The sequence below is a fragment of the Nonomuraea sp. NPDC003707 genome (genome assembly GCF_053587055.1).
The window spans coordinates 186,387-209,652 of sequence record NZ_JBSFNK010000016.1 but is presented as its reverse complement, the minus strand read 5'-3'; the positions used below and the strand labels follow the sequence as shown (position 1 = coordinate 209,652).

Sequence of the window (23,266 nt, the reverse complement as noted above, 5' to 3'; positions counted from 1 at the left end):
CCGCACTCCTTCGAATAGGGAATGGCGTAACCGCCCATTGTTTGCTTCGTGGAGCTTATGCCGTATGGCGACCGCCTACTCCAGGCGTCGGCGCTGCGCCACCTAGGCGAGGTCAAGGTGCGGCAGGTTCTCCATGACGAAGCAGAAGCTGGCTCAGATGATTTAGGCGCTGTTTGTCACTTTCATGACCTTGTTCGGGTGGTGCGGATGTCAGCGTGAATGAATAGGGCCCTTTTGAGGTCCAGCAGGAGAGGGGTACGACATGACGAGATGCCGGGTTTCGTGTGTCCTTCTCCTGTCGGTCGTGGCCGTCGTGCCGGTGCCCGGTGCGGCGGCGGCGTGGCACGGGTCGTGTCCGTCGCCGGGGGCGAGCAGGGCGACGGTCGTGCTGGTGCACGGGGCGTGGGCCGACACCTCCAGCTGGAGCGGGGAGGTGCGGGCTCTGCAGCGGGCGGGTCACGCCGTGCGGGCCGTGGCCAATCCGCTGCGCGGCCTGACCGGTGACGCGCAGACCGTACGGGACTTCCTGCGGACCCTGCCAGGGCCGGTCGTGCTTGTCGGGCACTCCTACGGCGGCTCGGTGATCACGAATGCCGCCGCCGGCGACCCGCGCGTCAAGGCGCTGGTGTACGTCAGCGCCGCGGCGCCGGACGTCGGCGAGACCACGGGACAGCTCAGCGGCACCGGCTCGGCGCTCGGCGGGGACCCGGCCACCCTTTACGACCGCTCGGCCTACCCCGGATCGAGCGGCGGCGCGGCCGACCTGTACCTGAAGCGGGAGGTGTTCCTCCGCTCCTTCGCCTCCGACCTGCCCCGCGAGACGGCCGACCGGTTGTGGGCCTCCCAGCGGGCCGCCTCGACGGTCGCGTTCACGACGCCGTCGAAGGCCGCCGCGTGGAGGACGATCCCGTCCTGGTACTTCATCGCCACCGGCGACCGGATCATCGTGCCGGCCTCGCAGCGGGCGATGGCCAAGCGGGCGGGCTCGAAGGTCACCGAGTTCCCCGGCGGCTCCCACCTCACGCTCATCTCGCACCCGGACGCCGTGACGCGGGTGATCGAGGACGCGATCTGCTCCGTACGCTGAATCCAGAGACCCCGCTCCCGCGAACAACACACAAAAGGGGATCCTGATCATTCGCGGAGGCGCTCGTGGGCGGTTCGCCGGGGGAGAGATGCGCGCAACGGATCGTGGTCGGCGGGGCGAGGGAACTGCCGGAGTGGCTGGTCGACGGCATGTTCCGCCTGCGCCACACGGTGTTCTACGAACGCCTGCACTGGGATGTCGACAGCTTCCACGGCAGGGAGCGCGACTCCTACGACGACTGCGATCCGGTCTACGTGATCGGCTACGCGGAGGACCGCCAGGAGGTCATGGGGTGCTGCCGGCTGCTCCCGACCGTCGGTCCCTACATGCTCCGCGACGTCTTCTCCGAGGCGTTACGCGGTGGCCAGGCACCGTGCGATCCGGCCGTCTGGGAGCTCAGCCGGCTGGCCACCGCGGGCGCCTGGTCCCACAAGGCGACGGTGGGTTTCGGGCCGCTCGCCCGCGCGCTGCTCCGGGAGGCGTTCCGCTGGGTCGACCGGCGCGGTGACACGGTGGTCGCGGTCTCCAGCGTGGCGGTGGAGCGCAGCGTGAACGCCATGGGCGTCGCGACCCGGCGCTTCGGCGACGGCGGGGCGACGCGGCTGGGCAGTCTGCTCTGCTCCGCCTACACCACCTCCACCAGGGACTTCCTGGCGAAGGTGGGCCAGTGACGTTTCGGCGGTGCCGGATCAAATCTTCATTACTCGCCGCAGGCCAAGAAGTTCATCTCGCCGAAACCCAAGGCGGGATCGCGCCGGATAGAGTCCCGCCATCCTCGACAACGTTGATCCGTTCATCGGCACCTCGGCGACCGACCTGCCCCGGGCACGTGGTCTGGCCGCCACTTGGTGGTGGCCGAAACCGCAGGTGGGCAACACCCATCCGGGAGCCACCTCGCCGCTCGGCATGGTGTCCGCCTGCGCCTACTCCGGCGCGTACCCGACGGGGTACGGGAGGTACACGAAGAACACCGAAGGTGTGCCCGAGGAGATGCTGGAGCGGCTGCAGGCGTCCGGGTTCACCCATTTCCAGCAGTCCGGCACCGGCGCGATCCGCAAGTACTACAACTACGTCCGGGTCACGCCGATGGTGCAGCCGCTGGACGCGCTGGGGGAGGCCTGGCCGCTGCACGACGAGGTGGCGGAGGCGGGCTACTACGCGGCCACCCTGGACACCGGGGTCCGCTGCGAGCTCACCGTGGGCGCCAAGGTCGCCGTGCACCGGTACACGTTCCCGCAGCACAGCAGCGCCCGTGTGGTGATCGATCTGTCCTGCGGCGGCCTGGACATCGAGCTCGGCCGTACGGTGCCGCTGCGGGCCCAGGTGGAGAGCACGGGGCACGGGCGGACCCAGGGCACGGTCGTGATGGAGGGCGTCCCGCTGTCGGTCGTCGTGGACGTCGACAGCCCGGGCTGGCGGCAGATGCTCTGGTACGACCGGCGGCTCATCGACGGCGGCACGCGCCTCGACTTCGACAGCATCCGGCACACCACGCTGCGCCCTTTCGGCATGCTCTACATGGGCCCGGCCGCGCCGGGGCAGACCATCGAGGTACGGCTGGGCTTCTCGCTGCGCGGGTGCGACCAGGCGCGCGAGAACCTGGAACGCGAGTGCGGGCAGGGGCAGCCGGCGTTCGACGCGGTACGCGCCGGGACCCGCGCCCGCTGGGGCGATCACCTCGACCGGGTCCAGGTCGAGGGCGGCACGCCGGCCCGCAGGACCGTGTTCGCGACGGCGCTCTACCACGCGCTGATCAAGCCGTGCGTCGCCGACGACGAGAGCCCGTTCTGGCCCACTCCCGGGCCGTTCGCGTTCGACGTGTGCACCATGTGGGACATCTACAAGACCCAGCTGCCGCTGCTCGCGGCCGTCGCCCCCGACCGGGCCGCGGACCTGCTGGAGTCGCTGATCCGGGTCTGCGAGGAAGAGGGCAACTTCCCGATCGGCTACCGGATGTCCCGCGGCGCCGACCGGTTCTTCCGCCAGGCCAGCGCGCTCGCGCACACCGCGCTGGCGGACGCCCACGCGCTCGGCTGGGCGGGCCTGGACTGGAACTGGGCGCTCGTGCACATGGTCGACGACCTGCGCCGGATGTACGGCGAGGACTTCTTCGAGCACGGAGTGGTGCACCCGATCACCCACACCCTCGACCTCGCCTACGCCCACCACTGCACGGCGCAGGTCGCCCGCGCGCTGAACGACCGGCGCCTCGCCGCCGACCTCGAGGACCGCAGCCGTCACTGGTCCAACGCCTTCGACCCGGGCACGGGGCTGCTGCGCGACTCGGAGTTCTACGAGGGCGGCAAGTGGAACTACTCGTTCAGGCTGCTGCACGACATGGCCGCGAGGATCGCCCTGGCCGGCGGCGACGCGGCCTTCATCGACAAGCTGGACAGGTTCTTCGGCTTCGGCGCCGCACCGGTGACGCAGCCCGGCCGCCGCCCGCGCACAACGGAGATGGCGGCCGGTTACGCCCTCAACCGGTTCGAAGGGCTGAACAACGAGCCCGACATGGAGGCGCCGTGGGCCTACCACTACGCGGGCCGGCCCGACCGCACGGCCCAGGTGGTGCAGGCGGCGCTGACCTGGCAGTTCGGCACCGGTCCCGGAGGGCTGCCCGGTAACGACGACTCCGGCGGTCTGAGCTCGTGGTACGTCTGGGCGTCGCTGGGGCTGTTCCCGGTCGCCGGGCAGAACCTGTTCCTGGTCAACGCGCCCGCGTTCGAACGGGCCGTGCTCCGGGCGGGCGGCAACGAGTTCGTCATCGAGACCAGCGGGCTCCGCGAGACGCCGATCGGCGTCGACGGCATCGATGGCGACCCGCCCGCGCAGTACGTACAGTCGGCGACCCTCAACGGCGAGCCCCTGCACGCGACACACCTGAGCGCCGCCACCGTGCACCGGGGCGGCCGGTTGCACCTGCGGCTGGGGCCGGAGCCGTCGGCGTGGGGCCGGGGGATCCGCCCGCCGTCCCTGTCCGATCCGCCCGCGACACCGGAGGAACCGTGATGACCCACCCCCGTCGCCGTCTCGTCATCGTGGTCAGGGCCGACCCGGTCATCTGCGGCCACTCCGGCGAGGCCCGCAATCTCGCCGAGGTGGCGCTGACCCGCGGATTCGACGACGTACGGCTGCTGACCTGGCCGATCCCGACGCTGCAGGCGGCCGGGCTGCCGCTCAAGCCGCTGGACCGGCTGCTGCCGTACAGCGCCGGGATCACCGTGGAGCGGCCGGAACCGGTCGGCGACTACCGGGTGCCCGACGGACGCCACCAGGCCGGGCTCACCGGCCGCCTCGTCGAGCTGCTCGCCGAGCCGTTACGCACGACCTGCCTGTCCATGTACCTCGCCCCGCACACCGCGGTGGTCGTGGACGCGGTCGCGGCCGCGCGGGCGGCCGGGTTCGCGCCGGACGTCCACACCATCGCGAAAGCCGTCGGCTCCGACGTGACCAACGTGATCCGCTCGTGCCTGCGGGAAGGCCGGTTCGGCGCGGCGACCGTGCTGTTCACCACCTTCCTGGCCAACGACGAGGTCGTCGCGGTCTCCGAGTACACCCGAGAGGAGATCGTCGCCTCGGCCGAGCAGGTGGACGCCCACTGCGGCACCACGTTCGCCGAACAGTGCCGGCGTCGCGTCACCGTCAGCTACCCGCCCATCGACTCCGCCGCCTTCCTCGACCCGGACCCGGCCCAGGTGGACGCCGCGCTCGCGCGACGCGGCCTGGAGCGCGACGGATACATCCTGTTCCTGTCCCGCGTGACCCGGGCCAAGGGGATCCACGACCTGCTGGCCGCCTTCGGCCGGATGCGCTGCCGGTCACGGGTGAAACTGGCCGTCGTCGGCACCGGCCCGGCGCTGGAGCAGGTGCGGGCGGCGGCCGAGGGCGACGATCGGGTGGTCCTCTTCACCGACGTCGACGACCAGGAGAAGCCGCTGCTCATGCGCGGCTGCGCGGCCTACGTCCTGCCCACCAAGCCCGAGCCCGAGTTCGTGGAGACGTTCGGCATCGCCCTGGCCGAGAAGATGCTCTCCGGCGGCGGGCCGATCGTCACCACCACGACGGGCGGGACCCTCGAGGCGGTCGGCGACACCGCCGTCGTCATCGAACCCGGGGACGTCGCCGGGCTGGTCGCGGCCGTGGACCGGGTGGTCCTCGACATGCCCGCCGCCGAACGGCAGGACCTGGAGCTTCGCGCCCGCGCCCGCGCGATGTCCTTCGACCGGGTCGCGGTGTTCGACAGCTTGTTCCCACAGGGGACGCCTGCCGTTGCTTCTTGCTGATTTTGGACGTGTCTGAATAAGTCCCGAACACGTCCATATGTTTCGTGGTAGGACGTACGAGCGAACGTAGGGGATCGGCTGGATGTTGCGCTCGGCCCGCCCATGGTGCGCGCGCTCACCGCGCGCCGCCGGGCTACGGGGCCGTCGACGGGGATGATCAGAGTCGGCCGCGTGCCGCGCGGGGGCCAGCCGACGACGATTGGAGCAATGTGCGACGAAAGTACTCTGTGCTGGCTGCCGCCTTCGTGGCGTTAGCGGCGCTTTTGCCCGTCTCGCCGGCCGCAGGCGCGGCCACGCGGGACGGAGCCTCGGGGGAGACCGCGACAGGCAGCATCGCCTGGGCGCCCTGCGAGGAGGAGCCCACCGCCGAGTGCGGCAAGCTGGCCGTCCCGGTCGACTGGTCCAACCCGAACGGCGAGAAGATCGACCTGGCCATCGCCCGGCGCAAGGCCACGGACCCCGCGGCCCGGGTCGGCTCCCTGGTGATCAACCCGGGCGGTCCCGGCGGGTCCGGCGTGGAGTCCGTGTACGGCGCCACCTGGTTCACCGATGAGCTCCAGAGGCGCTTCGACATCGTCGGATTCGACCCCAGAGGCGTGGGCCGCAGCCACCCGGTGATCTGCTCGGCGTCGGTGTACAACCAGATGCCGCACACCGTCATCTCCTCCCAGGCCCAGTTCGACGCCTGGGACGCCTTCACCAAGAAGCTGCACAAGGACTGCCGGGAGCGCACCGGCCCGCTGTACGACCACGTCGACTCGCGCAACGTGGCCCGCGACATGGACGCCCTGCGCGCCGCCCTCGGCGAGGAGAAGCTGACCTACTACGGCATCTCGTACGGGACGCTGATCGGCCAGATGTACGCCGAGATGTTCCCGAACCGCATCCGGGCGCTCGCGCTGGACAGCAACATGGACCACAGCCTCGGCGTCGCGGGCTTCCTCGCCACCGAGGCGGTCGCGGTCGAGGACGCGTTCGACGAGTTCGTGGGCTGGTGCGAGGCCGACGAGAGCTGCATCCTGCACGGGCGTGACGTCCGCGCGATGTGGCGGGACCTGCTGGCCAAGGCGCGGCGCGGGGAGCTGTACTACCCGACCGCCCCAGACAAGCCGATGACGGAGCTGCAGGTCATCTACAACGCCGCGCTCGGCACCGAGGGGCCCGACTGGCGCACGCTGAGCGAGGTCATCAACTGGCTGAGCGGCGGCGCTGAGCCGTCGTGGGTGCCGCCGCTGCCGGGGCGGGGCCCCGTCGAGGGCGACGTGGCCGAGCTGCCGACCCGGATCCTGTGCCAGGACTACAACCTCCGGGTGCGGAACTACGCGGAGTACGCGGCTCTCATGAAGGTCTCCAACAGCCTGGCGCCCGACGTGCGGTACCACCCGTTCCCGTACGACGACCTGCCGATCTGCCTCAACTCGACCCCGACGAACCCGCCGCACGCGCTGCGGTACACGGGTGACGCCCCGATCCTGCTCGGGAACTCGCTGCACGATCCCGCCACTCCGTACATGTGGTCCGCCAACGTGGGCCGCCAGCTCGGCTCGAAGGCGACGCTGCTCACCTACGAGGGCTGGGGCCACCGCATCTACGGCAAGGACGAGTGCAGCACGGTGCCCATCGACAACTACCTGATCTCGCTGACGGTGCCCCCGAAGGGCTACCGCTGCGAGGTGGGCGGCAAGGCCGAGATCATGGCCAAGCGGCAGCCCGGGCGGCTGTGGCCGACCGACCGGCTCAACTGGGGCGGCTCGTTCGTGACCCCGTCCTTCAAGACGGCCGGCTGAACCAGCCGGCGCTGACGCCGCCCATGGCCCGGATACATGGCCATGGGCGGCGTCTCGCTTTCCCGTCAGGAACGGGGCCGGCGGGCGTGCAGGACGAAGGCCGGGGGCCAGTTGCGCCAGACGGTGCGGCTGGGGACGACCTCCTCGAAGCGGTCCGCCAGCAGGTCGCGGAAGCGGCGCGCGGAGCTCAGCGGGACGGCGTGGAGGTAGGTGAAGGCGGTGAAGACGCTGTACGGCCCGAGGATCGCGGTCGTCGCGTCCATGAGCTGCTGCTGGTCGGCGGCCGGGAAGAGGGTCCAGGGCAGGCCGCTCACCACGACGTCGGCGCGCTCGATCCCGCGCTCGTCCAGGAGCCGCCGCAGATGCTTGGCGTCCTCCTGGATCACCTCGGCTCCCGGGTAGCGGTGGCGGAGCAGGTCGGCCAGGCGCGGGTTGAGCTCGATGGCCAGGTGGCGGCCGCGGCCGTCGAGCCGGCGCTGGATCTCCGCGGTGAACGGCCCCGTGCCCGGGCCCAGCTCGACCACGACGGGCTCTCCGCGCTCCGGGAGAGGGCAGGAGACCGCGCGCGCGAGGTGCCGCGAGCTGGGCGCGACGGCGCCCATCCGCAGCGGGGATCGCAGCCACTGTCCCAGGAACAACGTGAGGTCGTTCGGCGCGAGCCGGGCCGGGGCCGCCTCGGTGCGGTGGCGGTCCGGTTCGCCTGTGGCGCGAGTGGTGCTGGAGGTCATGCTTTCCCTTCGCGATGTGCGGATGCGGGGCATTGCGATCACTTACGTCCTCACCGGCTGGCCGACCAGGTCATTGGAGAGCTCTACCCAAATGAGATGTCCTGATTAGTGTGGGGTTGTCCGAGCCAGTGCGCATCCGGCAGTGGGGATCCGGCCTTGTCGGTGTCGTCGGCAAGGGTGTCGCTCCAGTTGTCGCGGCCTGTGACCTGGTAGTAGACCCTAATGCCGATGCGGCCGCCCGCGTGCCCGCCGGCCCGGGGAATCACGCCGGGCGGTGCCACCGGTAGCGGCGTTCCGGGCGGCCGGTGCCGCCGTAGCGCAGGGAGACCTCGACCTGGCCGATCGCGGTCAGGTGCTCGAGATAGCGGCGGGCGCTGACCCGGGAGACGCCCACCTGGGCGGCGCACTCGGTGGCCGACAGCGTGCCGCCGCTTTCCCGGAGCGCGCGTTTGACCAGCTCGGCCGTCTCCACGCTCATGCCCTTGGGCAGCGTGGCGGGCATCGCCGAGCCGGTCCCGGCCAGGAGCCGGTCGACGTCGGCCTGGCTGGTGATGACCGTGCTGCCCAGGCCGGCGCGCCGGGCGGCGTAGCGCTCCAGCCGGACGCGCAGGTCGTCGACGTCGAACGGCTTGAGCAGGTAGTCGCTGACACCCCGGCGGGCGGCCCCGCGTACCGCGTCGAGCTCGCGGGCCGCGCTGATCACGATGACGTCGCAGTCGTGTCCGGCGGCGCGCATCCGGGTGATGACCTCCAGGCCGAAGACGTCGGGCAGGTACAGGTCGAGCAGCACCAGGTCGGGGTGGAGCTCGGAGACGCGCTCCAGGGCCTGCTCGCCGGAGCCGGCGGTGCCGATCACCCGGAAGCCCTCGATCTGGTTGACGAAGCCGCTGTTGACCTTGGCGACCATGAAGTCGTCGTCCACGACCAGTACGTCGATCATCGGGATACCTCCATCGCCAGGCGGCCGACGGACATGCGGGCGGTGAACATGGCGCCGTCGGCGGTGTTGGTCACCGCGACCTCGCCGCCGCGCCGGCGGCAGACGAGCTGGGTGAGCGCCAGGCCGATGCCGCGTTCGCCGCCTCGGGCGGCTTTCGTGGTGAAGCCCCGGGTGAAGACCTCATGGGCGAGTTCGGGTGCGACGCCGGGGCCGGAGTCGCGTACGACGATCTCGACGCTGGAGGTGTCCTGGCGCAGCTCCACCTCCACCCAGGCCGGCTCGCCGCTGCCGCAGGCGGCGTCGATGGCGTTGTCGACGAGGTTGCCGGTCACGGTGGCCACGTCCGCGGCGTCCAGGGGGTCCAGCCGGTCCAGGGCGGTGCGTCCGGACAGGCGCAGCTCGACGCGGCGTTCGGCGGCGAGGGAGGATTTGGCCATGAGCAGCGCGGCGACGGAGGTGTCGCGGACACGGCTGCTGAGGCTCAGGTCGAGGGACTCGCGGTGCTCGCGGATCGCCCGGATGTAGCGGACGACCTCGTCGTGCTCCCTGACCTGGATCAGCCCGGAGATGACGTGGAGCTGGTTGGCGAACTCGTGCGCCTGGGCCCGCAGCAGCTCGGTCGAGCTGCGGAAGGAGCCGAGCTCGCGTTCGAGCTGGGCGAGCTCGGTGCGGTCGCGCAGGGTGGTGACCGAGCCGAGGCGGCGGCCGTCCTTGTCGATCATCATGCGGTTCATGACCAGCACGCGGCCCCGGTGGAGGGCGATCTCGTCGTGGGCCTCGTCGGCGCCGCTCAGCACGTCGTACAGGCGGCCCTGGACGCCGAGCGCGGTCAGGCTCATGCCGACGCAGTGGTCGGGGAGGTCGAGCAGCGTCCTGCCCATGTCGTTGACCATGGTGAGCCGGTGCTGCGGGTCCAGCGCGACCACGCCTTCGGCGATGCCATGCAGCATGGCCTCGCGGTGCTCGGTCAGGCCGGCGATCTCGCGGGGCTCCATACCGAGGGTCTGGCGTTTGATCCGCCTGGCCAGCAGCCACGACCCGGCGCCGCCGAGCGCGACGGCGACGCCGAGGTAGGTCAGCAGGTACGAGGAGGCGCCGACCAGCCGTTCCCCCACCGTGGGGGCGGCCACGCCGATCATCACCGTGCCCAGGTGAGCGCCGTGGTCGGCGGGAGCGTCGCTCAGGACGGGAACCTGGGCGGCGACCTCGGGCACCCCGTCGACCACCAGGTGACCGGACCAGCCCCGCGCCCGGGCGACGCCGGGATCGCCCAGCGGCAGCGCGGCTCCGACGATGGTGGTGTCGGTCGAGCTGATGATCTTGCCGCTCGCGTCGGCCACGGTGACCATCGTGACGCCGGACTGGGTCAGCGTCGCGTGCACCAGCGGGGCGAGCACCTCGCCGGGCGCCGGCTGGTCGATCCGGGCGCGTACGAGCGGATTCCAGGCGAGCTGTTCGGCCAGCGCGGTCACCCGCCGTCCCTCGACGCGGTCGAACGTCGCCTCGGACTGGGCCAGCGAGAGGGCGCCGACGGCGAACAGGACCATCAAGACGATGGCCAGTTGCAGGATCAGCATCTCTCCGGCCAGAGTCGGGCGGCGGCGTCTCACGAACACAATGAACACAATCTCCGCTGGTCACACAAGGCAGACGGCCTGTCGGCCGGGTTCGCATAATCATGGCGCTGCACTTGTCCATGCGAAAGAGACCATTGTGAGAAATCGGATCGGCGCCCTCCTCGGCGCACTGGCGGCGCTGTCGATGCTCGCGGTCAGCGCCTGCGGGGCGACCGCGGCCAAGCAGACAGGCACGGGCGCGAGCGCGGCCGGCGAGCCCGTCAGCGGGCTGCGCGTCATGGTGCCCAACACCCCCGGCGGCGGCTACGACACCACCGCCCGTACGGCCGCCAAGGTCATGGAGGACACGAAGATCGCCTCGGGTGTGCAGGTGTTCAACCTGCCCGGCGCGGGCGGCACGGTCGGCCTGCAGCGCACGATCAACGAAAAGGGCAACGGCAAGCTGGCCATGCTGATGGGCCTGGGCGTCGTCGGCGCCTCCTACGCCTCCAAGTCCACGGCGACGCTCACCCAGACCACCCCGATCGCCAAGCTCATCGAGGAGGCGGGCGCGATCGTGGTGTCGAAGGACTCGCCGTACAAGACGATCGGCGACCTGGTGGCGGCGTGGAAGAAGGACCCCGAGAAGGTCACCGTCGGCGGCGGCTCCTCGCCGGGCGGTCCCGACCACCTGCTGCCGATGCAGCTGGCCAAGGCCGTCGGCATCGACCCCAAGCAGGTGAACTTCGTCTCCTACGACGGCGGCGGCGAGCTGCTGCCCGCGATCCTCGGCAACAAGATCGGGTTCGGGGCGAGCGGCTACGGCGAGTTCCTCGACCAGGTCGAGGCCGGCACCGTGCGCATCCTCGCGGTGACCAGCGCGGAGCCGATCGACGTGGTCAAGGACGTCCCCACGCTCAAGGCCTCCGGCATCGACCTGGTCTTCAGCAACTGGCGCGGCATCGTGGCGGCCCCCGGCATCAGCGACGCCGACAGGAAGACCTGGATCGACGCCATCACCCGTATGCACGACTCGCAGGAATGGAAGACCGAGCTGACCAAGCGCGGCTGGACGGACGCCTTCCTCACCGGCGACCAGTTCACCGCCTACCTCGCCGAACAGGACAAGAGCGTCGCGGCGATCCTGTCCGAACTCGGGCTGGCATGAGCCGGGACCGCGCCCAGTACGGCGTCTGCGCCCTCCTGGCCCTGACCGGCGCGCTGGTGATCGCCGACGCCCTCCGGATCACGCACCTGACCAGCAGCAACGACCCCATCGGCCCCCGCCCGGTCCCCATCCTGCTGGGGGCCTGCCTGCTCGCGGTCGCCGTCGCGTACGGCATCGACGTCGCCCGCGGCGGCCGCGGCGAGCCGGAGGCGGGCGAGGACGTCGACCTGACCACCCGCGTCGACTGGCGCACGGTGCTGCTGCTGATCGGCGCCTTCCTGCTGAACGCCGCCCTCATCGACTGGCTGGGCTGGGTCATCAGCGGCACGATCCTGTTCTGGGGATCGGCCTTCGCCCTGGGCAACCGGCACCACGTGCGGGGCCTGCTGATCGCCGTCGCGCTCGCGCTGATCACCTTCTACGCGTTCGCGATCGGCCTGGGCGTCAACCTGCCCGCCGGCGTGCTGCAGGGGATCCTGTGATGGACAACCTGCGCCTCCTGCTCGACGGGTTCGCCAACGTCGCCTCCCCGGGCAACCTCCTGGTGGCCCTCATCGGCGTGGTCGCCGGCACCGCCGTCGGCGTGCTGCCCGGCATCGGCCCGGCCATGACCGTGGCTCTGCTGCTGCCGGTCACGTACGGGATGGATCCCACCCAGGCCTTCATCCTGTTCGCGGGCATCTTCTACGGCGGCATGTACGGCGGCTCGACCACCTCCATCCTGCTCAACACCCCCGGCGAGTCCTCCTCGGTGATCACCTCGATCGAGGGCAACAAGATGGCCAAGGCCGGGCGGGCCGCCCAGGCCCTGGCGACCGCGGCCATCGGCTCGTTCGTGGCCGGCACGATCGCCACCCTGGCGCTGGTGCTCGTCACCCCCGTGGTGGTCAGGTTCGCCATCAGCCTGGGCGCGCCCGACTACTTCGCGATCATGCTGCTGGCCTTCGTCGCGGTCTCGGCCACGCTGGGCGGCTCGCGGGTGCGCGGCTTCGCCTCCCTGCTGGCCGGGCTGGTCATCGGCACCGTCGGCATCGACGGAGTGACCGGTCAGCAGCGGCTCACGCTCGGCATCCCGCAACTCGCGGACGGCATCGACGTGGTCGTGGTCGCCGTCGGCATCTTCGCCGTCGGGGAGGCGCTGTGGGTGGCCGCGCACCTGCGCCGCAAGGCCGTGCCCGTCGTGCCGGTCGGCCGGCCGTGGATGGGCGCGGAGGACTGGCGGCGCTCCTGGAAGCCCTGGCTGCGTGGCACCGCCCTCGGCTTCCCCTTCGGCGCCCTGCCCGCCGGCGGCGCCGAGATCCCCACCTTCCTGTCGTACGCCACCGAGAAGCGGCTGGCCGAGCGGCCGGAGGAGTTCGGCAACGGCGCGATCGAAGGCGTCGCCGGACCGGAGGCCGCCAACAACGCCTCCGCCGCCGGCACCCTGGTGCCGATGCTGGCCATCGGCCTGCCCACCACGGCCGTGTCCGCGGTGATGCTCGCCGCGTTCGAGTCGTACGGCATCCAGCCCGGCCCCCTGCTGTTCGAGCGCCAGCCGACCCTGGTCTGGACGCTGATCGCCAGCCTGTTCGTGGGCAACCTGCTCCTGCTCGTCCTCAACCTGCCCCTCGCCCCCGCCTGGGCCAGGCTGCTGCGCGTCCCCCGGCCCTACCTGTACGCGGGCATCCTGTTCTTCGCCTCCATGGGCGCCTACGCGGTCAACGCCCAGCCGTTCGACCTGATCCTGCTGCTGCTCCTCGGGCTGCTCGGCTTCGGCATGCGCCGCTTCGGGCTGCCGGTGCTGCCGCTGATCGTCGGCGTCATCCTCGGCCCCCGCGCCGAACTCCAGGGCCGCCGCTCCCTGCAGCTGTCCGGCGGAGACCTGTCGGGCCTGCTCGGCGGGCCCGTCTCCTACACGATCTACGCCGTCATCCTCGTGCTGCTGGCCTGGCCGTTGATCAAGCGCCTCCGGAGAGGCTGAGGGCCGCCTCCGCACGGAGGCGGCCCCGGTCAACTGCCTACTGTCGGCCCTCTTCCGGCAGCCCGTTGTCGAACTGCTGCTGGGGCTGCACCTGCTTGTGCGGCTTGCCCCGCTCGCCCCGCGCCAGGACGGCGGCGTCCGGGTAGTCGGTGACGAACGCGTCCACGCCCAGGTCCAGGTGCGCGCGGTACTCCGACAGCGCGTCACCGTGGTCGGTCGCGACCTGGCCGCGGCGCAGCTGCAGCGGCAGGTACTGGTTCTCGCTGCGGAAGGTGTACACGCCGATCTTCAGTCCCGCCTTGTGCGCGTCGGAGACCAGCGTCGTCGGGGTGCCCGAGCTGCCGTCCGGGTTGAGCGGGATCGCCGAGGACTTGTCCGGCCCGATCCACTGCGCGTACTGCGCGATCTTCGCCAGTCCCTCGGGCTTCATCATGTCCGCGTAGGTCGTCGGGTCCCCGGCCACGGTCAGGTCGTACGGCCGGCCGGTGGTGCCCAGCGCCTGCCACAGCGGCACGCGCAGGTCCTTGGCCACCCGCTTGAGGCTGGACGGCTCGAACGACTGCACCACCACCGGACCGCCCGGCCGGTTGAGGCCGTTGCGCTTGACGGTCTCGATCAGCGGCTCCTCCAGCGGCAGCCCGATCGACCTGAAGTACGTCGGGTGCTTGGTCTCGGGGAAGACGCCGACCTGCCGGCCGTACTGGCGGGAGAGCCGCTGGGCCAGGTCGAGCACCTCCTGGAAGGTGAGCACCTGGTAGTAGCCGTCGTAGACGGTGTTGCGCTGGCGGATCGCGGGCAGCCGCTCGACCGCGCGCAGCGTCTTCAGCTCGGCCAGCGTGAAGTCCTCGGTGAACCATCCGGTCACGTTGCGCCCGTCGACGACCTTGGTGGTCTTGCGCGTGGCGAACTCGGGGTGGAGCGACACGTCGGTGGTGCCGGAGATCTCGTTCTCGTGCCGGACGACCAGCACGTGGTCCTTGGTCGGCACCAGGTCGGGCTCGATCCAGTCGGCGCCCATGGCCACGGCGAGCTCGTAGCCGCCCTGCGTGTGCTCGGGGCGGTGGCCCGCCGCGCCGCGGTGGCCGATGACGACGACCTGGGACCGGTCGGGCGTGGCCTCGGCGGCTGCCGGAGCGGCGCTCGCTCCGGCGAGGGGGGTGATGATGGCGAGCGTGGTGGCCGCGATCTTTCGCACGTGAAACTCCCTGCGGCATCGGCACCGGAGACTCTCACCGGTGATCGCCGCGGCGATTATGGTAAGGACCGAAATGCGACTATGGGCCAATATTGGCGGAATTTCCGGTGACAAGCCCGCCGCGGGAACAGACAGCCGCCCGCTCGGAGTCGGCGCAGACGGCCCTCGTGATCTCTTCCAGGCGGGTCACGTGGGTACCGGTGAACACCTTGTGCCGGAACTTGGTGACGCAAACCAAATGAGCGTGCAAGAGGAAAACGCAGTGTCTGTCGGTTCTGATTTCGCCGTACTCAGCCATGGACCAACTCCTACGATGGCTCTCGTGCAGCTGCGGTATTCCTTCCGTGTGGATCCGACGCCGGGGCAGCGCATCGCGTTGGCAAAGGCGTTCGGGTGCGCCCGCGTGGTGTTCAACGACGCGCTCGCGCTGCGCAACCACGCCCACGAGCAGGGGCTGCCGTTCGTCACCGATGCGCAACTGTCCCGCACGGTGATCACCCAGGCGAAGCGACGCCCCGAGCGGGCCTGGCTGGGCGAGGTATCGGCGGTCGTGCTGCAACAGGCCCTGTCCGACTGCACCACCGCGTTCCGCAACTTCTTCGCCTCGGTCAAAGGGAAGCGCAAGGGGCCGAAGCTCGCGCCGCCCCGGTTCCGCTCCCGCAAGGACAACCGGCAGGCGATCCGGTTCACCAAGAACGCCCGCTTCGCCGTCACCGTCGCTGGCAAGCTGCGCCTGCCGAAGATCGGGGATGTGCCGGTGCGGTGGTCGCGCAAGCTGCCCGCGCAACCATCCTCGGTCACCATCGTCAAGGACGCGGCAGGCCGGTATTTCGCCAGTTTCGTGGTCGAGGTGCGTCAGCAGCCGCTGCCCGCCGTGCCTGCCGAGACGGGGATCGACCTCGGACTCGGCCATTTCGCCGTCCTGGCGGACGGCCGGAAGATCGACTCTCCGCGTTTCCTCCGCCGGGCGGAGAAGAAACTCAAGAAGCTTCAGAAAGCGCTGTCGCGTAAGCAGAAAGGATCAGCCAACCGGGCCAAGGCCCGCAGCAAGGTCGCTCGCCAGCACACGAAGGTTGCCGACGCGCGCCGTGACTTCCATCACCAGACCTCCACCCAGTTGATCCGCGAGAACCAAGCGATCTACGTGGAGGACCTGGCCGTGAAGGGGCTGGCGCGCACGAGGCTGGCCAAGAGCGTCCATGACGCGGGCTGGTCGGCGTTCGTGAGCATGCTGGAGTACAAGGCGAAGCTGGATGGCAGGCAGTTCGCAAAGGTCGGCCGGTTCTTCCCGTCGTCCAAGCTGTGTTCGGACTGCGGGGCACTGGCCGAGACGATGCCGTTGAACGTGCGGAAATGGTCCTGCCCGTGTGGCGCCGTCCATGATCGGGACGTGAACGCTGCGATCAACATTCTCGCCGCCGGACGGGCGGAGAGGCAAAACGCCTGTGGAGGGCCGGTAAGACCACCGCTCGCGGCGGCACGGGTCGGCGAAGCAGGAAGCCGAGGAAGTGCCGCCGCATGAACGGCGTGGCACAGGCCAGAATCTCCGGCCCTTCAGGCCGGAGAGCGCGTCAATTCAGAGCCGTGAGGCCGAGCGAGACGAGCCGGGCAGAGGTGGATGACGCCTCGTGCATCGAACGGTCCCGGCGCGACCCCGAGGTGTTCGCCGAGGTCTTCCGCCGGCACGCCGCGGACGCCACCCGCTACGTTACGCGCAGGCTGGGCGAGGACGCCGCCGCCGACGTGGTGGCCGAGACGTTCCTGACCGCGTTCCGGCGGCGCGACGGCTACGACCTGTCCCGCCCGAGCGCGCGGCTGGCGGTGCTCGCCTCCCGGTCGGAGGCGATCCGGCCGCGCAGCATGGTCTCCATGACCTTCATGAAGCGCTGCGCCCGGGGAGCGCCGATGACGAACGGGTTCGCGGCCCCGGACGACCCGCCGCGCAGCTCCTCCATGCGCGCCAGGCCGTTGTCGCAGAGCCCGTGGTTGTTCAGCTCGACGTCCACGCCCGCCTGCCGCATCCGGGCGGCGAAGGCGAGCACGGAGGCGAGGTAGGTCCGCTTGTCCTTGGTGGCGGTGGGCGGGTTGGTGCCACCCCACAACATCGCGGTGTGCCGCTGTCCCTTCCACCGCACCGGGAAGATCGGCGAGACGGTGCCCGGCGTGTGCCCGGGCGTGTGGTGAAAGGTGACCGTGGTGTCGCCGAGGGTCAGCCGCTGACCGTCGGCGATGTCCAGGTCCCGTTTCGGAGCGTTGGCCGGACGGTCGGCGGCGACGAGCTTCCAGTCGGCCGGGGCCATCATGACGCGGGCCCCGTACCGGTCGGCGAGGTACTGGGCGCCGCCGAAGTGGTCGCTGTGGCCGTGGGCGGCCACCACGTACTTGATCGTCGAGGGGTCCACCCCCAGCGACGTCAGTTCCGGAACGATGATCTTCTTGGCGTCGTCCGGCGACCCCAGCGCGTCGATGAGGATGACGCCCCCGGACGTGAGGAGCGCCGTGGCCGAGACCAGGCCGGTGCTCACCACGGCCACGTTGTCGAAGATCCGCAGCGGCTTGGGGGCCTTCACCTCAGGGATCACGGCGCCGGGGGAGAGCGCCTTGACGAGTTGCCGCAGGACCGGGTCGTCGCCGGCCAGCCCGGCCGCGCGGTCGTAGTAGTCCTTCGCGCGCCGGGCCGACACGGCGGCCGACGCCTCGGCCGCGCCTCCTGCCAGCGGCAGGACGGCCGAGGCGATCAGCAGGGTACGGCGGGACAGACTGGTCTGCTCGAACGACATGCGCCCCAGCAGACCAGAGTCGATCATGCGGTGTCCAATATTGGCAACGCTCGCGCTGCGATAGGAAAGTCGATATCGAAGCCGGTCAGGAGCGCGCAGGGCTGCGCAAGCCGCTCATCGAGGTCGAGGGTGCGCGGGCAGGGCCCTGCGGGGCGTGAAGAGCGCGACCAGCACCAAGGCCACGACGGTCAGCGGCACATTGATCAGGAAGACCCACCGGAAGGACAGGAAATCAGTGATGACGCCGCCGATCACGGGCCCCGCGATCAGGGCCGGGACGGCGAGCGCCACCGGGATCACCAGCGCCGGCCCCCACTCGGTGCCGCGGAAGTGCTCCCGGGCGAGCTCGAAGCCCGCCCGCAGCACGATCGCGGCCGCCAGCCCCTGCCCGGCCCGGCCGCCGATCAGCATGGCGCCGTTCGGGGCGAGCGCGGCCACCGCCGAGGCCAGGCAGAACGCGCCGAGCCCCAGGAGGAGCACGCCGAGCCGGCCCTTCACGGGGATCAACACCCCTAACAGGGCGGCGGGATAAAGGTAGATCAGCCATACGCCGGCGGCCGAGGTGAGGTGGAGGTCTCTGGAGATCGACTGCTGAGCCACGTACAGCGCTGTCCAGTTCGCGGAGAAAAGTGCCACGCACAAGCTCAGGGCGACCATCATCTGCCATCGTCCAGTCACAGGCTGCACTTTACTCTCACGTACTTGACGGTCACCTGCCGCAACCACTACGTGAAGTTGCTGTACAACTCCGAAGGGTTACTATTGCGTGGGGCCCCGCAGGACCTTCCCGCCCCTTCCCCTGACCACGGAGTGCCGCATGGAGCGAACGGTTCTGGCCGCCGTCACCGAACGTCCCGACGCCGACTCGGCACTCGCCGAGCAGCTCCGCCGCGTGTGCGCGGCGATGGACGAGCTCGGGCTCCAGGTGCGCTGGACCCACCGGGCCGAGGACGCCCTGGCGGTGGTCGGGTCCGACGCGTCGCTGTCGGCGGTGCTGGTGGCGTGGGAGGCGCCGGGCGCCGAGGAGCTCCTGGGCGCGGTCTCCAGGCGGTTCCGCGGCCTGCCCGTCTTCCTGATGACGCAGGAGCAGGAGCTTCCGCTGTGGGTGTACGAGGTCATCCAGGGCTACGTCTTCCCGCTGGAGGACACCCCGCGCTTCATCGCCGGGCGCATCGCCTACGCGGCAGAACAGTACGCCGAGAACATCCTGCCGCCGTTCTTCGGCGCGCTGCGGCGCCTCGAGGATCACCATCGCTACTCCTGGCACACCCCGGCGCACGCCGGCGGCGTGGCGTTCCTCAAGTCGCCGGTGGGGCGGGCGTTCTTCGACTTCTACGGGGAGCGGCTGCTGCGCACCGATCTGTCCATCTCCGTCACCGAGCTGGGGTCGCCGCTCGACCACACCGGCCCGATCGGCGAGGCCGAGCGCAACGCCGCCCGCATCTTCGGCGCCGACCGCACGTTCTTCGTGGTCAACGGAAACTCCACCGCCAACCGCATCGTCGGTCACCACGCGATCGCCCGCGACGACACCGTCCTGGTCGACCGCAACTGCCACAAGTCGGTCCAGCACGCGCTGGCCATCAGCGGGGCCCGCCCGGTCTACCTCGTGCCCGAGCGCAACGGGCTCGGGCTGGCGGGCCCGATCCCGCCCGCCGCGCTGGAGGCGGACGCCGTCCGTGCGCTGGTGGCCGCTCACCCCCTGGCCGCCGGAGCGCCGTCGTACGCGGTGATCACCAACTCCACGTACGACGGGGTGTGCTACGACGCGGTGCGGGTCGGCGAGCTGCTGGGCGCCGGCGTGCCACGGCTGCACTTCGACGAGGCGTGGTTCGCCTACGCCCGGTTCAACCCGCTCTACGCCGGCCGGTACGGCATGGCGATCGACGAGCGCACGCTGCCCGGTCCCGGCCGCCCCACCGTGTTCGCCACCCAGTCGACGCACAAGCTGCTGGCCGCGCTGTCGCAGGCGGCGATGCTGCACGTCCGCCCAGCGGAGCGGGCGCCGGTCGACTACGACGCGTTCAACGAGACGTACCTCATGCACGCCTCCACCTCGCCGCTCTACCCGATGATCGCCTCGCTGGACGTCGCGGCGGCGATGATGGACGGCCCGTCGGGGCCGTTCCTCACCGGGGAGGCGATCGTCGAGGCGATCCGGTTCCGGCAGGCGATGGTGCGGCTGGCCGCGCGCATCCGCGAGGACGGCCGGCGGCCCGACTGGTTCTTCGGCGTCTGGCAGCCCCGTACGGTCACCGACCCGCGCACCGGGCAGAGCGTCTCGTTCGCCGAGGCCGACCCGGCGCTGCTGTGCGCCGAGCCCCGGTGCTGGACCCTGGAGGCGGGGGCGGCGTGGCACGGGTTCGACGGGATGTCCGAGGGCTACGGCCTGCTCGACCCGGTCAAGGTGACGATCACCTGCCCGGGGGCCGACGCCGTCACCGGCACGCTCGACTGGGGCATCCCGGCCCGCATCGTGGCCGCCTACCTGCAGCGGCGCGGCATCGTGGTGGAGAAGACCGGCGACCACACGCTGCTGGTGCTGTTCTCCATGGGGATCACCAAGGGCAAATGGGGCACGCTGATCGACGCGCTCACCGACTTCAAGAACGCCTACGACGACGACCTGCCCCTGGCGGAGGTGCTGCCCGGCTTCGGGCCGCCCGCGGTCTCGCTGCAGAAGTTCTGCACGCTGGTCCACGAGAAGCTGCGTGACTCCGAGCTCGGGAAGCTGCTCGACCAGGTCTTCACCACCCTGCCCGAGCCGGTGTCCACCCCCGCCGACTGCTACCAGGCCATGATCCGGGCCCGCACCGAACGCGTCCGGCTGGCCGACCTGCCGGGCCGGGTCGCCGCGGCCACGGTGGTGGTCACCCCGCCCGGCATCCCCATGCTGATGCCCGGCGAGGCGACCGGCCCGGCCGACGGTCCGCTGATGGCCTATCTGCGGGCTCTGGAGGACTTCGACCGGGCCTTCCCCGACCTGGCCACCGAGATCCACGGCGCCCACCGCGACGGCGACGGCCGCTACCGGGTGGAGGTCGTCAAGGCCTGAGCCGCCCGGCTCGGGTTACCGCTCTTCGTAGGTGATCTGGTGCTTGGCGGCGATGAGGTTGAGCTTCTTGGCGTCGAACCGTCCGTCAGTGGTGGTGGCGTCCGGTCCGGCCTCGGCGGCGTCCTCGAGGTAGCACTCCCATCCGCCCGGCGTGGAGATCTGGAGCACCCGCGGAGGCGGGGTGGATCCCCTGCGCAGGGCGTGCGGGACGCCGTGCGGCAACAGCACGAACCCGCCCGCCGCCACGTGCTCGACCCGGTCGTCGAACTCGACCTCCAGCACGCCGTCCAGCACGTAGACGCATTCGTCGGCCACGTGATGGACGTGCCGGGGGATGTCGCGGGCCAGGGTCACCTCCAGGAGGGAGAGCCTGCCCTCGGTGTCCTCCGTCCTGGCCTTGAGGCCGAACACGGGCGGCATGGGGACCCGGCTCGGCCGCACCTCGCCGGGGTTGAGCAGGATGAAACGATCCTTCGACATGATGGCGGCCCTTTCGGACGTGGCATAATGGAATGCGGAATCCTGATTCCGTAATTGAGTCTAGACAGAGGATCGCCAGGCATGTCAACTCCGCCGACCCGCCGCAAGCCGCGTACCGACGCCGAGCGCAACCGTGACCGCGTCCTGGAGGCGGCCCGCGCGCTGTTCGCGGAGCACGGCTATGACGTGCAGATGTCGGAGGTCGCCCGCGTGGCCGGGGTCGGCGTCGGCACCCTCTACCGCAAGTTCCCGACCCGTGAGGCCCTGATCGAGGCCGTCGCCGCGCACCGCTCCGCCGAGATGGTCGCCTTCGCGCGGGAGCGATGCCTGGCCGAGGGTGACCCGTCCCAGGCGCTGGCCCGGTTCCTGGGGCATGTCGGCGAGGTGCTGGCGGGCGATCGCGGCATGTCGGAGGTGATCGAGCAGGCCATGGGCTCGACCGAGCCGCAAGGAGAGCCGCGCGCGAAGCTCCACGCCGTCGTCGGGGAGCTGATCGATGCGGCGCGAGCCGGCGGCACGGTCCGGGCGGACGTGACGGCCGCGGACGTCAACATGATCGTGTGCGGGCTGGCGGCCGTCATCCGGCACTCCGCCGGTGACCGGCGGCGGTTCACCGAGATCGCGCTCAACGGCCTCCGGTCGTGAGCGGTGTGCCCCCGGCTGCGTACGGTGAAACAGCTCCGCTCCACCTCCCGGGGGAAGGTGAAGCGGAGGCGTGAGGTCAGCCGGAGGTGCGGCAGGTGGCGCCCTGGCAGGAGCTCAGTTCGGCCATGCGCTTGTTCAGGCGGGCCACGAGGCCGGTATGCCGCTCGCGGCCTTTCGCCGTGGCCAGCAGGTTGTGCAGCTCGTACGGGTCCGTGGTCAGGTCGTAGAGCTCGTATTCACGCTTGGCCGCGGAACGTTCCAAGTCGTACCACCGGGTGTAGACGTAGCGCTCGGTGCGGAGCGAACTCCAGGACGGTACGTCGATCAGGTAGACCTCCTTGGTGTCGCCCGGCGTGTACTCCTGGAAGATCCCGTCCCGGTCGGTGACGCCGTCGCCGGCGTACTGGCCGAAGAAGTCGGTGCGCCAGCCGCCGGGGGTGCGGCCGCCGAACAGCGGGACGAGCGAGGCCCCGTCCACGTCGCCGGGGATCGGCACCCCGGCCAGGTCGAGGATGGTGGGCCCGTAGTCGATGGAGGTGGCCATCGCGGTGGTGGCGCCGCGCTTGACGTGGGGGCCGGAGACGACCAGCGGCACCCGGGTGGACTCCTCGTACGGCGCCATCTTCTGGACCAGCCGGTGGGCGCCCAGGTTGTAGCCGTTGTCGCTGGCGAAGATCAGGTACGTGTTGTCGTACTCACCGGTCTCCTTCAACGTCTTGACGATGCCGGCCACCATGTCGTCCAGCGCGAGCAGGGTGCCCATGCGGTTGCGGTAGTCGCGGTCGTTGGTGGCGGCGACGAGCGCCGAGCGGACTGTCTTGCTCTGCTTCAGCCAGGTGGGCTTGTCGCTGACGTCCTTCTCCTGGAAGTTGGCCAGGTGAGGCGTGGGGCCGAAGCGCTTGTCCGCGTACCTGGGCGGGGGCGGCATGGGCAGGTGCGGCGCGGTGGAGGCGGCGTACCAGAAGAAGGGCTTGCCGCCGGCCGAGGACTCCTTGATGAAGGCGTTGGACTTGGCCGCGACGACATCCACCTGGTAGTCCGACGGCTGGTCGCCGTACTGCATCATCGTGCCGTTCTCGTTGAGGGTGTAGTTGTAGCCGGTGTAGAGCGTCTGGGTGACGCCGGCGTTCCAGTCGTCCCAGCCGGGCGGGATGTGCTCGGGGGAGTCCTCGAGGCCGTTGAGGTACTTGCCGGCCATGCCGGTGCGGTAGCCGGCGTCGTGCAGGTATTTGACGAACGTCCTGTCCTCGTTGCCGTTGGCCTCGAACGCCGCGAACCCGCCGAACTCCCCGAAGTTCGTCAGGACGTGGCTGTTGTGGCCGTACTTGCCGGTCAGGATCGAGGCGCGGGCGGCGCAGCAGATCGGCGTGGTGACGAAGGAGTTCGTGAACGTCAGGCCGGTCTGCTGTAACAGCGCCTTGGTCTTGGGCATGGCGTCCCAGTACGGCGTGGTCCGGTCGTCCAGGTCGTCGGCCAGGATCATGACGACGTTGGGGCGGTCGTCGGTCGCGGCCCGCGTGCTGGTCGCGGTCACCCCCGTGGCGAACAGGGTCAGCGCTCCTGAGAGGAGGAGGGCGCTCTTCCGTAAAAGTGTCATGACTG

Annotated in this window: 20 protein-coding genes; 11 read left to right on the top strand and 9 right to left on the bottom strand. The window is 70.6% G+C overall.

Translation table 11 applies throughout. From position 1 onward, the window contains the following. The first annotated feature begins 304 nt into the window (after positions 1 to 304). The 5 genes from ACWDRB_RS35995 (at position 305) to ACWDRB_RS35975 (ending at position 7,157) form a co-directional block, all read left to right on the top strand. Positions 305 to 1,087, top strand: coding sequence for an alpha/beta fold hydrolase (locus ACWDRB_RS35995; RefSeq protein ID WP_449901346.1), 783 nt, complete (start codon positions 305 to 307; stop codon positions 1,085 to 1,087). A 65-nt stretch (positions 1,088 to 1,152) separates the two neighbouring features. Beyond that, entirely contained in the window at positions 1,153 to 1,758 is a 606-nt protein-coding gene (locus ACWDRB_RS35990; protein ID WP_449901344.1) for an acyl-homoserine-lactone synthase, read from the top strand. A 100-nt stretch (positions 1,759 to 1,858) separates the two neighbouring features. Continuing rightward, positions 1,859 to 4,096: a glycoside hydrolase domain-containing protein gene (locus ACWDRB_RS35985; RefSeq protein ID WP_449901449.1), complete on the top strand. Its 2,238-nt coding sequence runs from the start codon at positions 1,859 to 1,861 to the stop codon at positions 4,094 to 4,096. Further along, complete coding sequence (locus tag ACWDRB_RS35980; protein ID WP_350731789.1) at positions 4,096 to 5,370, top strand: glycosyltransferase; 1,275 nt, start codon at positions 4,096 to 4,098, stop codon at positions 5,368 to 5,370. The genes ACWDRB_RS35985 and ACWDRB_RS35980 overlap by 1 nt, the downstream gene beginning before the upstream one ends. Positions 5,371 to 5,579: 209 nt before the next feature. Further along, positions 5,580 to 7,157 (top strand): alpha/beta fold hydrolase, encoded by a 1,578-nt coding sequence (locus ACWDRB_RS35975; protein WP_449901342.1) that lies wholly within the window; start codon positions 5,580 to 5,582, stop codon positions 7,155 to 7,157. A 65-nt stretch (positions 7,158 to 7,222) separates the two neighbouring features. On the opposite strand, the gene ACWDRB_RS35970 is transcribed toward ACWDRB_RS35975, so the two are convergent. The 3 genes from ACWDRB_RS35970 to ACWDRB_RS35960 form a co-directional block, all read right to left on the bottom strand. Continuing rightward, positions 7,223 to 7,885, bottom strand: coding sequence for a class I SAM-dependent methyltransferase (locus tag ACWDRB_RS35970; protein WP_449901340.1), 663 nt, complete (start codon positions 7,883 to 7,885; stop codon positions 7,223 to 7,225). Between the two features lie 262 nt (positions 7,886 to 8,147). Further along, on the bottom strand, positions 8,148 to 8,825 hold the full coding sequence (locus tag ACWDRB_RS35965; RefSeq protein ID WP_449901337.1) for a response regulator: 678 nt from the start codon (positions 8,823 to 8,825) through the stop codon (positions 8,148 to 8,150). After that, positions 8,822 to 10,435 carry an ATP-binding protein gene (locus ACWDRB_RS35960; protein ID WP_449901334.1) on the bottom strand — a complete coding sequence of 538 codons (1,614 nt, stop codon included), beginning with the start codon at positions 10,433 to 10,435 and terminating at the stop codon, positions 8,822 to 8,824. The genes ACWDRB_RS35965 and ACWDRB_RS35960 overlap by 4 nt, the downstream gene beginning before the upstream one ends. Before the next feature lie 103 nt (positions 10,436 to 10,538). Between ACWDRB_RS35960 and ACWDRB_RS35955 the strand changes: the two genes are divergently transcribed. Genes ACWDRB_RS35955 through ACWDRB_RS35945 form a run of 3 tightly spaced genes read left to right on the top strand, consistent with a single transcriptional unit; the run spans position 10,539 to position 13,509 of the window. After that, positions 10,539 to 11,549: a Bug family tripartite tricarboxylate transporter substrate binding protein gene (locus ACWDRB_RS35955; protein WP_449901332.1), complete on the top strand. Its 1,011-nt coding sequence runs from the start codon at positions 10,539 to 10,541 to the stop codon at positions 11,547 to 11,549. After that, positions 11,546 to 12,031, top strand: coding sequence for a tripartite tricarboxylate transporter TctB family protein (locus ACWDRB_RS35950; protein ID WP_449901330.1), 486 nt, complete (start codon positions 11,546 to 11,548; stop codon positions 12,029 to 12,031). The genes ACWDRB_RS35955 and ACWDRB_RS35950 overlap by 4 nt, the downstream gene beginning before the upstream one ends. Then, entirely contained in the window at positions 12,031 to 13,509 is a 1,479-nt protein-coding gene (locus tag ACWDRB_RS35945; protein ID WP_449901328.1) for a tripartite tricarboxylate transporter permease, read from the top strand. The genes ACWDRB_RS35950 and ACWDRB_RS35945 overlap by 1 nt, the downstream gene beginning before the upstream one ends. Positions 13,510 to 13,546: 37 nt before the next feature. Here ACWDRB_RS35945 and ACWDRB_RS35940 read toward each other — a convergent pair whose 3' ends face one another. Both ACWDRB_RS35940 and ACWDRB_RS35935 read right to left on the bottom strand, forming a co-directional pair. Beyond that, the gene (locus ACWDRB_RS35940; RefSeq protein WP_449901325.1) at positions 13,547 to 14,704 is read right to left on the bottom strand and encodes a glycerophosphodiester phosphodiesterase; all 1,158 of its coding nucleotides are present in this window, start codon (positions 14,702 to 14,704) and stop codon (positions 13,547 to 13,549) included. A gap of 79 nt (positions 14,705 to 14,783) precedes the next feature. After that, positions 14,784 to 15,002, bottom strand: a complete 219-nt coding sequence (locus tag ACWDRB_RS35935; RefSeq protein WP_449901323.1) for a transposase — start codon at positions 15,000 to 15,002, stop codon at positions 14,784 to 14,786. 24 nt (positions 15,003 to 15,026) lie between these two features. Between ACWDRB_RS35935 and ACWDRB_RS35930 the strand changes: the two genes are divergently transcribed. Then, positions 15,027 to 16,226: an RNA-guided endonuclease InsQ/TnpB family protein gene (locus ACWDRB_RS35930; protein WP_449901320.1), complete on the top strand. Its 1,200-nt coding sequence runs from the start codon at positions 15,027 to 15,029 to the stop codon at positions 16,224 to 16,226. A 265-nt stretch (positions 16,227 to 16,491) separates the two neighbouring features. Here the strand turns inward: ACWDRB_RS35930 and ACWDRB_RS35925 are convergent, their stop codons facing one another. Next, a complete protein-coding gene (locus ACWDRB_RS35925; RefSeq protein ID WP_449901318.1) occupies positions 16,492 to 17,511 on the bottom strand; it encodes an MBL fold metallo-hydrolase in 1,020 nt (339 codons plus the stop codon). An 87-nt stretch (positions 17,512 to 17,598) separates the two neighbouring features. After that, positions 17,599 to 18,162: an MFS transporter gene (locus ACWDRB_RS35920; protein WP_449901316.1), complete on the bottom strand. Its 564-nt coding sequence runs from the start codon at positions 18,160 to 18,162 to the stop codon at positions 17,599 to 17,601. A gap of 139 nt (positions 18,163 to 18,301) precedes the next feature. Here ACWDRB_RS35920 and ACWDRB_RS35915 point away from each other — a divergent pair, with 139 nt between their 5' ends. Continuing rightward, a complete protein-coding gene (locus tag ACWDRB_RS35915; protein ID WP_449901314.1) occupies positions 18,302 to 20,539 on the top strand; it encodes an Orn/Lys/Arg family decarboxylase in 2,238 nt (745 codons plus the stop codon). Between the two features lie 15 nt (positions 20,540 to 20,554). Here ACWDRB_RS35915 and ACWDRB_RS35910 read toward each other — a convergent pair whose 3' ends face one another. Beyond that, a complete protein-coding gene (locus ACWDRB_RS35910) occupies positions 20,555 to 21,019 on the bottom strand; it encodes a cupin domain-containing protein (RefSeq protein WP_449901311.1) in 465 nt (154 codons plus the stop codon). A gap of 81 nt (positions 21,020 to 21,100) precedes the next feature. On the opposite strand from ACWDRB_RS35910, the gene ACWDRB_RS35905 reads away from it, so the two are divergent. Next, on the top strand, positions 21,101 to 21,664 hold the full coding sequence (locus ACWDRB_RS35905) for a TetR/AcrR family transcriptional regulator (protein WP_350731771.1): 564 nt from the start codon (positions 21,101 to 21,103) through the stop codon (positions 21,662 to 21,664). A gap of 76 nt (positions 21,665 to 21,740) precedes the next feature. Here the strand turns inward: ACWDRB_RS35905 and ACWDRB_RS35900 are convergent, their stop codons facing one another. Further along, positions 21,741 to 23,261, bottom strand: coding sequence for a sulfatase family protein (locus ACWDRB_RS35900; RefSeq protein WP_449901308.1), 1,521 nt, complete (start codon positions 23,259 to 23,261; stop codon positions 21,741 to 21,743). Between the last annotated feature and the right edge of the window lie 5 nt (positions 23,262 to 23,266).

Bases quoted from the DNA above. Each gene is read 5' to 3' on its own strand.
- ACWDRB_RS35980 (WP_350731789.1), top strand. From the start codon at position 4,096: ATGACCCACCCCCGTCGCCGTCTCGTCATCGTGGTCAGGGCCGACCCG.
- ACWDRB_RS35970 (WP_449901340.1), bottom strand. From the start codon at position 7,885: ATGACCTCCAGCACCACTCGCGCCACAGGCGAACCGGACCGCCACCGC.
- ACWDRB_RS35965 (WP_449901337.1), bottom strand. From the start codon at position 8,825: ATGATCGACGTACTGGTCGTGGACGACGACTTCATGGTCGCCAAGGTC.
- ACWDRB_RS35950 (WP_449901330.1), top strand. From the start codon at position 11,546: ATGAGCCGGGACCGCGCCCAGTACGGCGTCTGCGCCCTCCTGGCCCTG.
- ACWDRB_RS35945 (WP_449901328.1), top strand. From the start codon at position 12,031: ATGGACAACCTGCGCCTCCTGCTCGACGGGTTCGCCAACGTCGCCTCC.
- ACWDRB_RS35935 (WP_449901323.1), bottom strand. From the start codon at position 15,002: ATGGCTGAGTACGGCGAAATCAGAACCGACAGACACTGCGTTTTCCTC.
- ACWDRB_RS35925 (WP_449901318.1), bottom strand. From the start codon at position 17,511: ATGATCGACTCTGGTCTGCTGGGGCGCATGTCGTTCGAGCAGACCAGT.
- ACWDRB_RS35915 (WP_449901314.1), top strand. From the start codon at position 18,302: ATGGAGCGAACGGTTCTGGCCGCCGTCACCGAACGTCCCGACGCCGAC.
- ACWDRB_RS35910 (WP_449901311.1), bottom strand. From the start codon at position 21,019: ATGTCGAAGGATCGTTTCATCCTGCTCAACCCCGGCGAGGTGCGGCCG.
- ACWDRB_RS35905 (WP_350731771.1), top strand. From the start codon at position 21,101: ATGTCAACTCCGCCGACCCGCCGCAAGCCGCGTACCGACGCCGAGCGC.
- ACWDRB_RS35900 (WP_449901308.1), bottom strand. From the start codon at position 23,261: ATGACACTTTTACGGAAGAGCGCCCTCCTCCTCTCAGGAGCGCTGACC.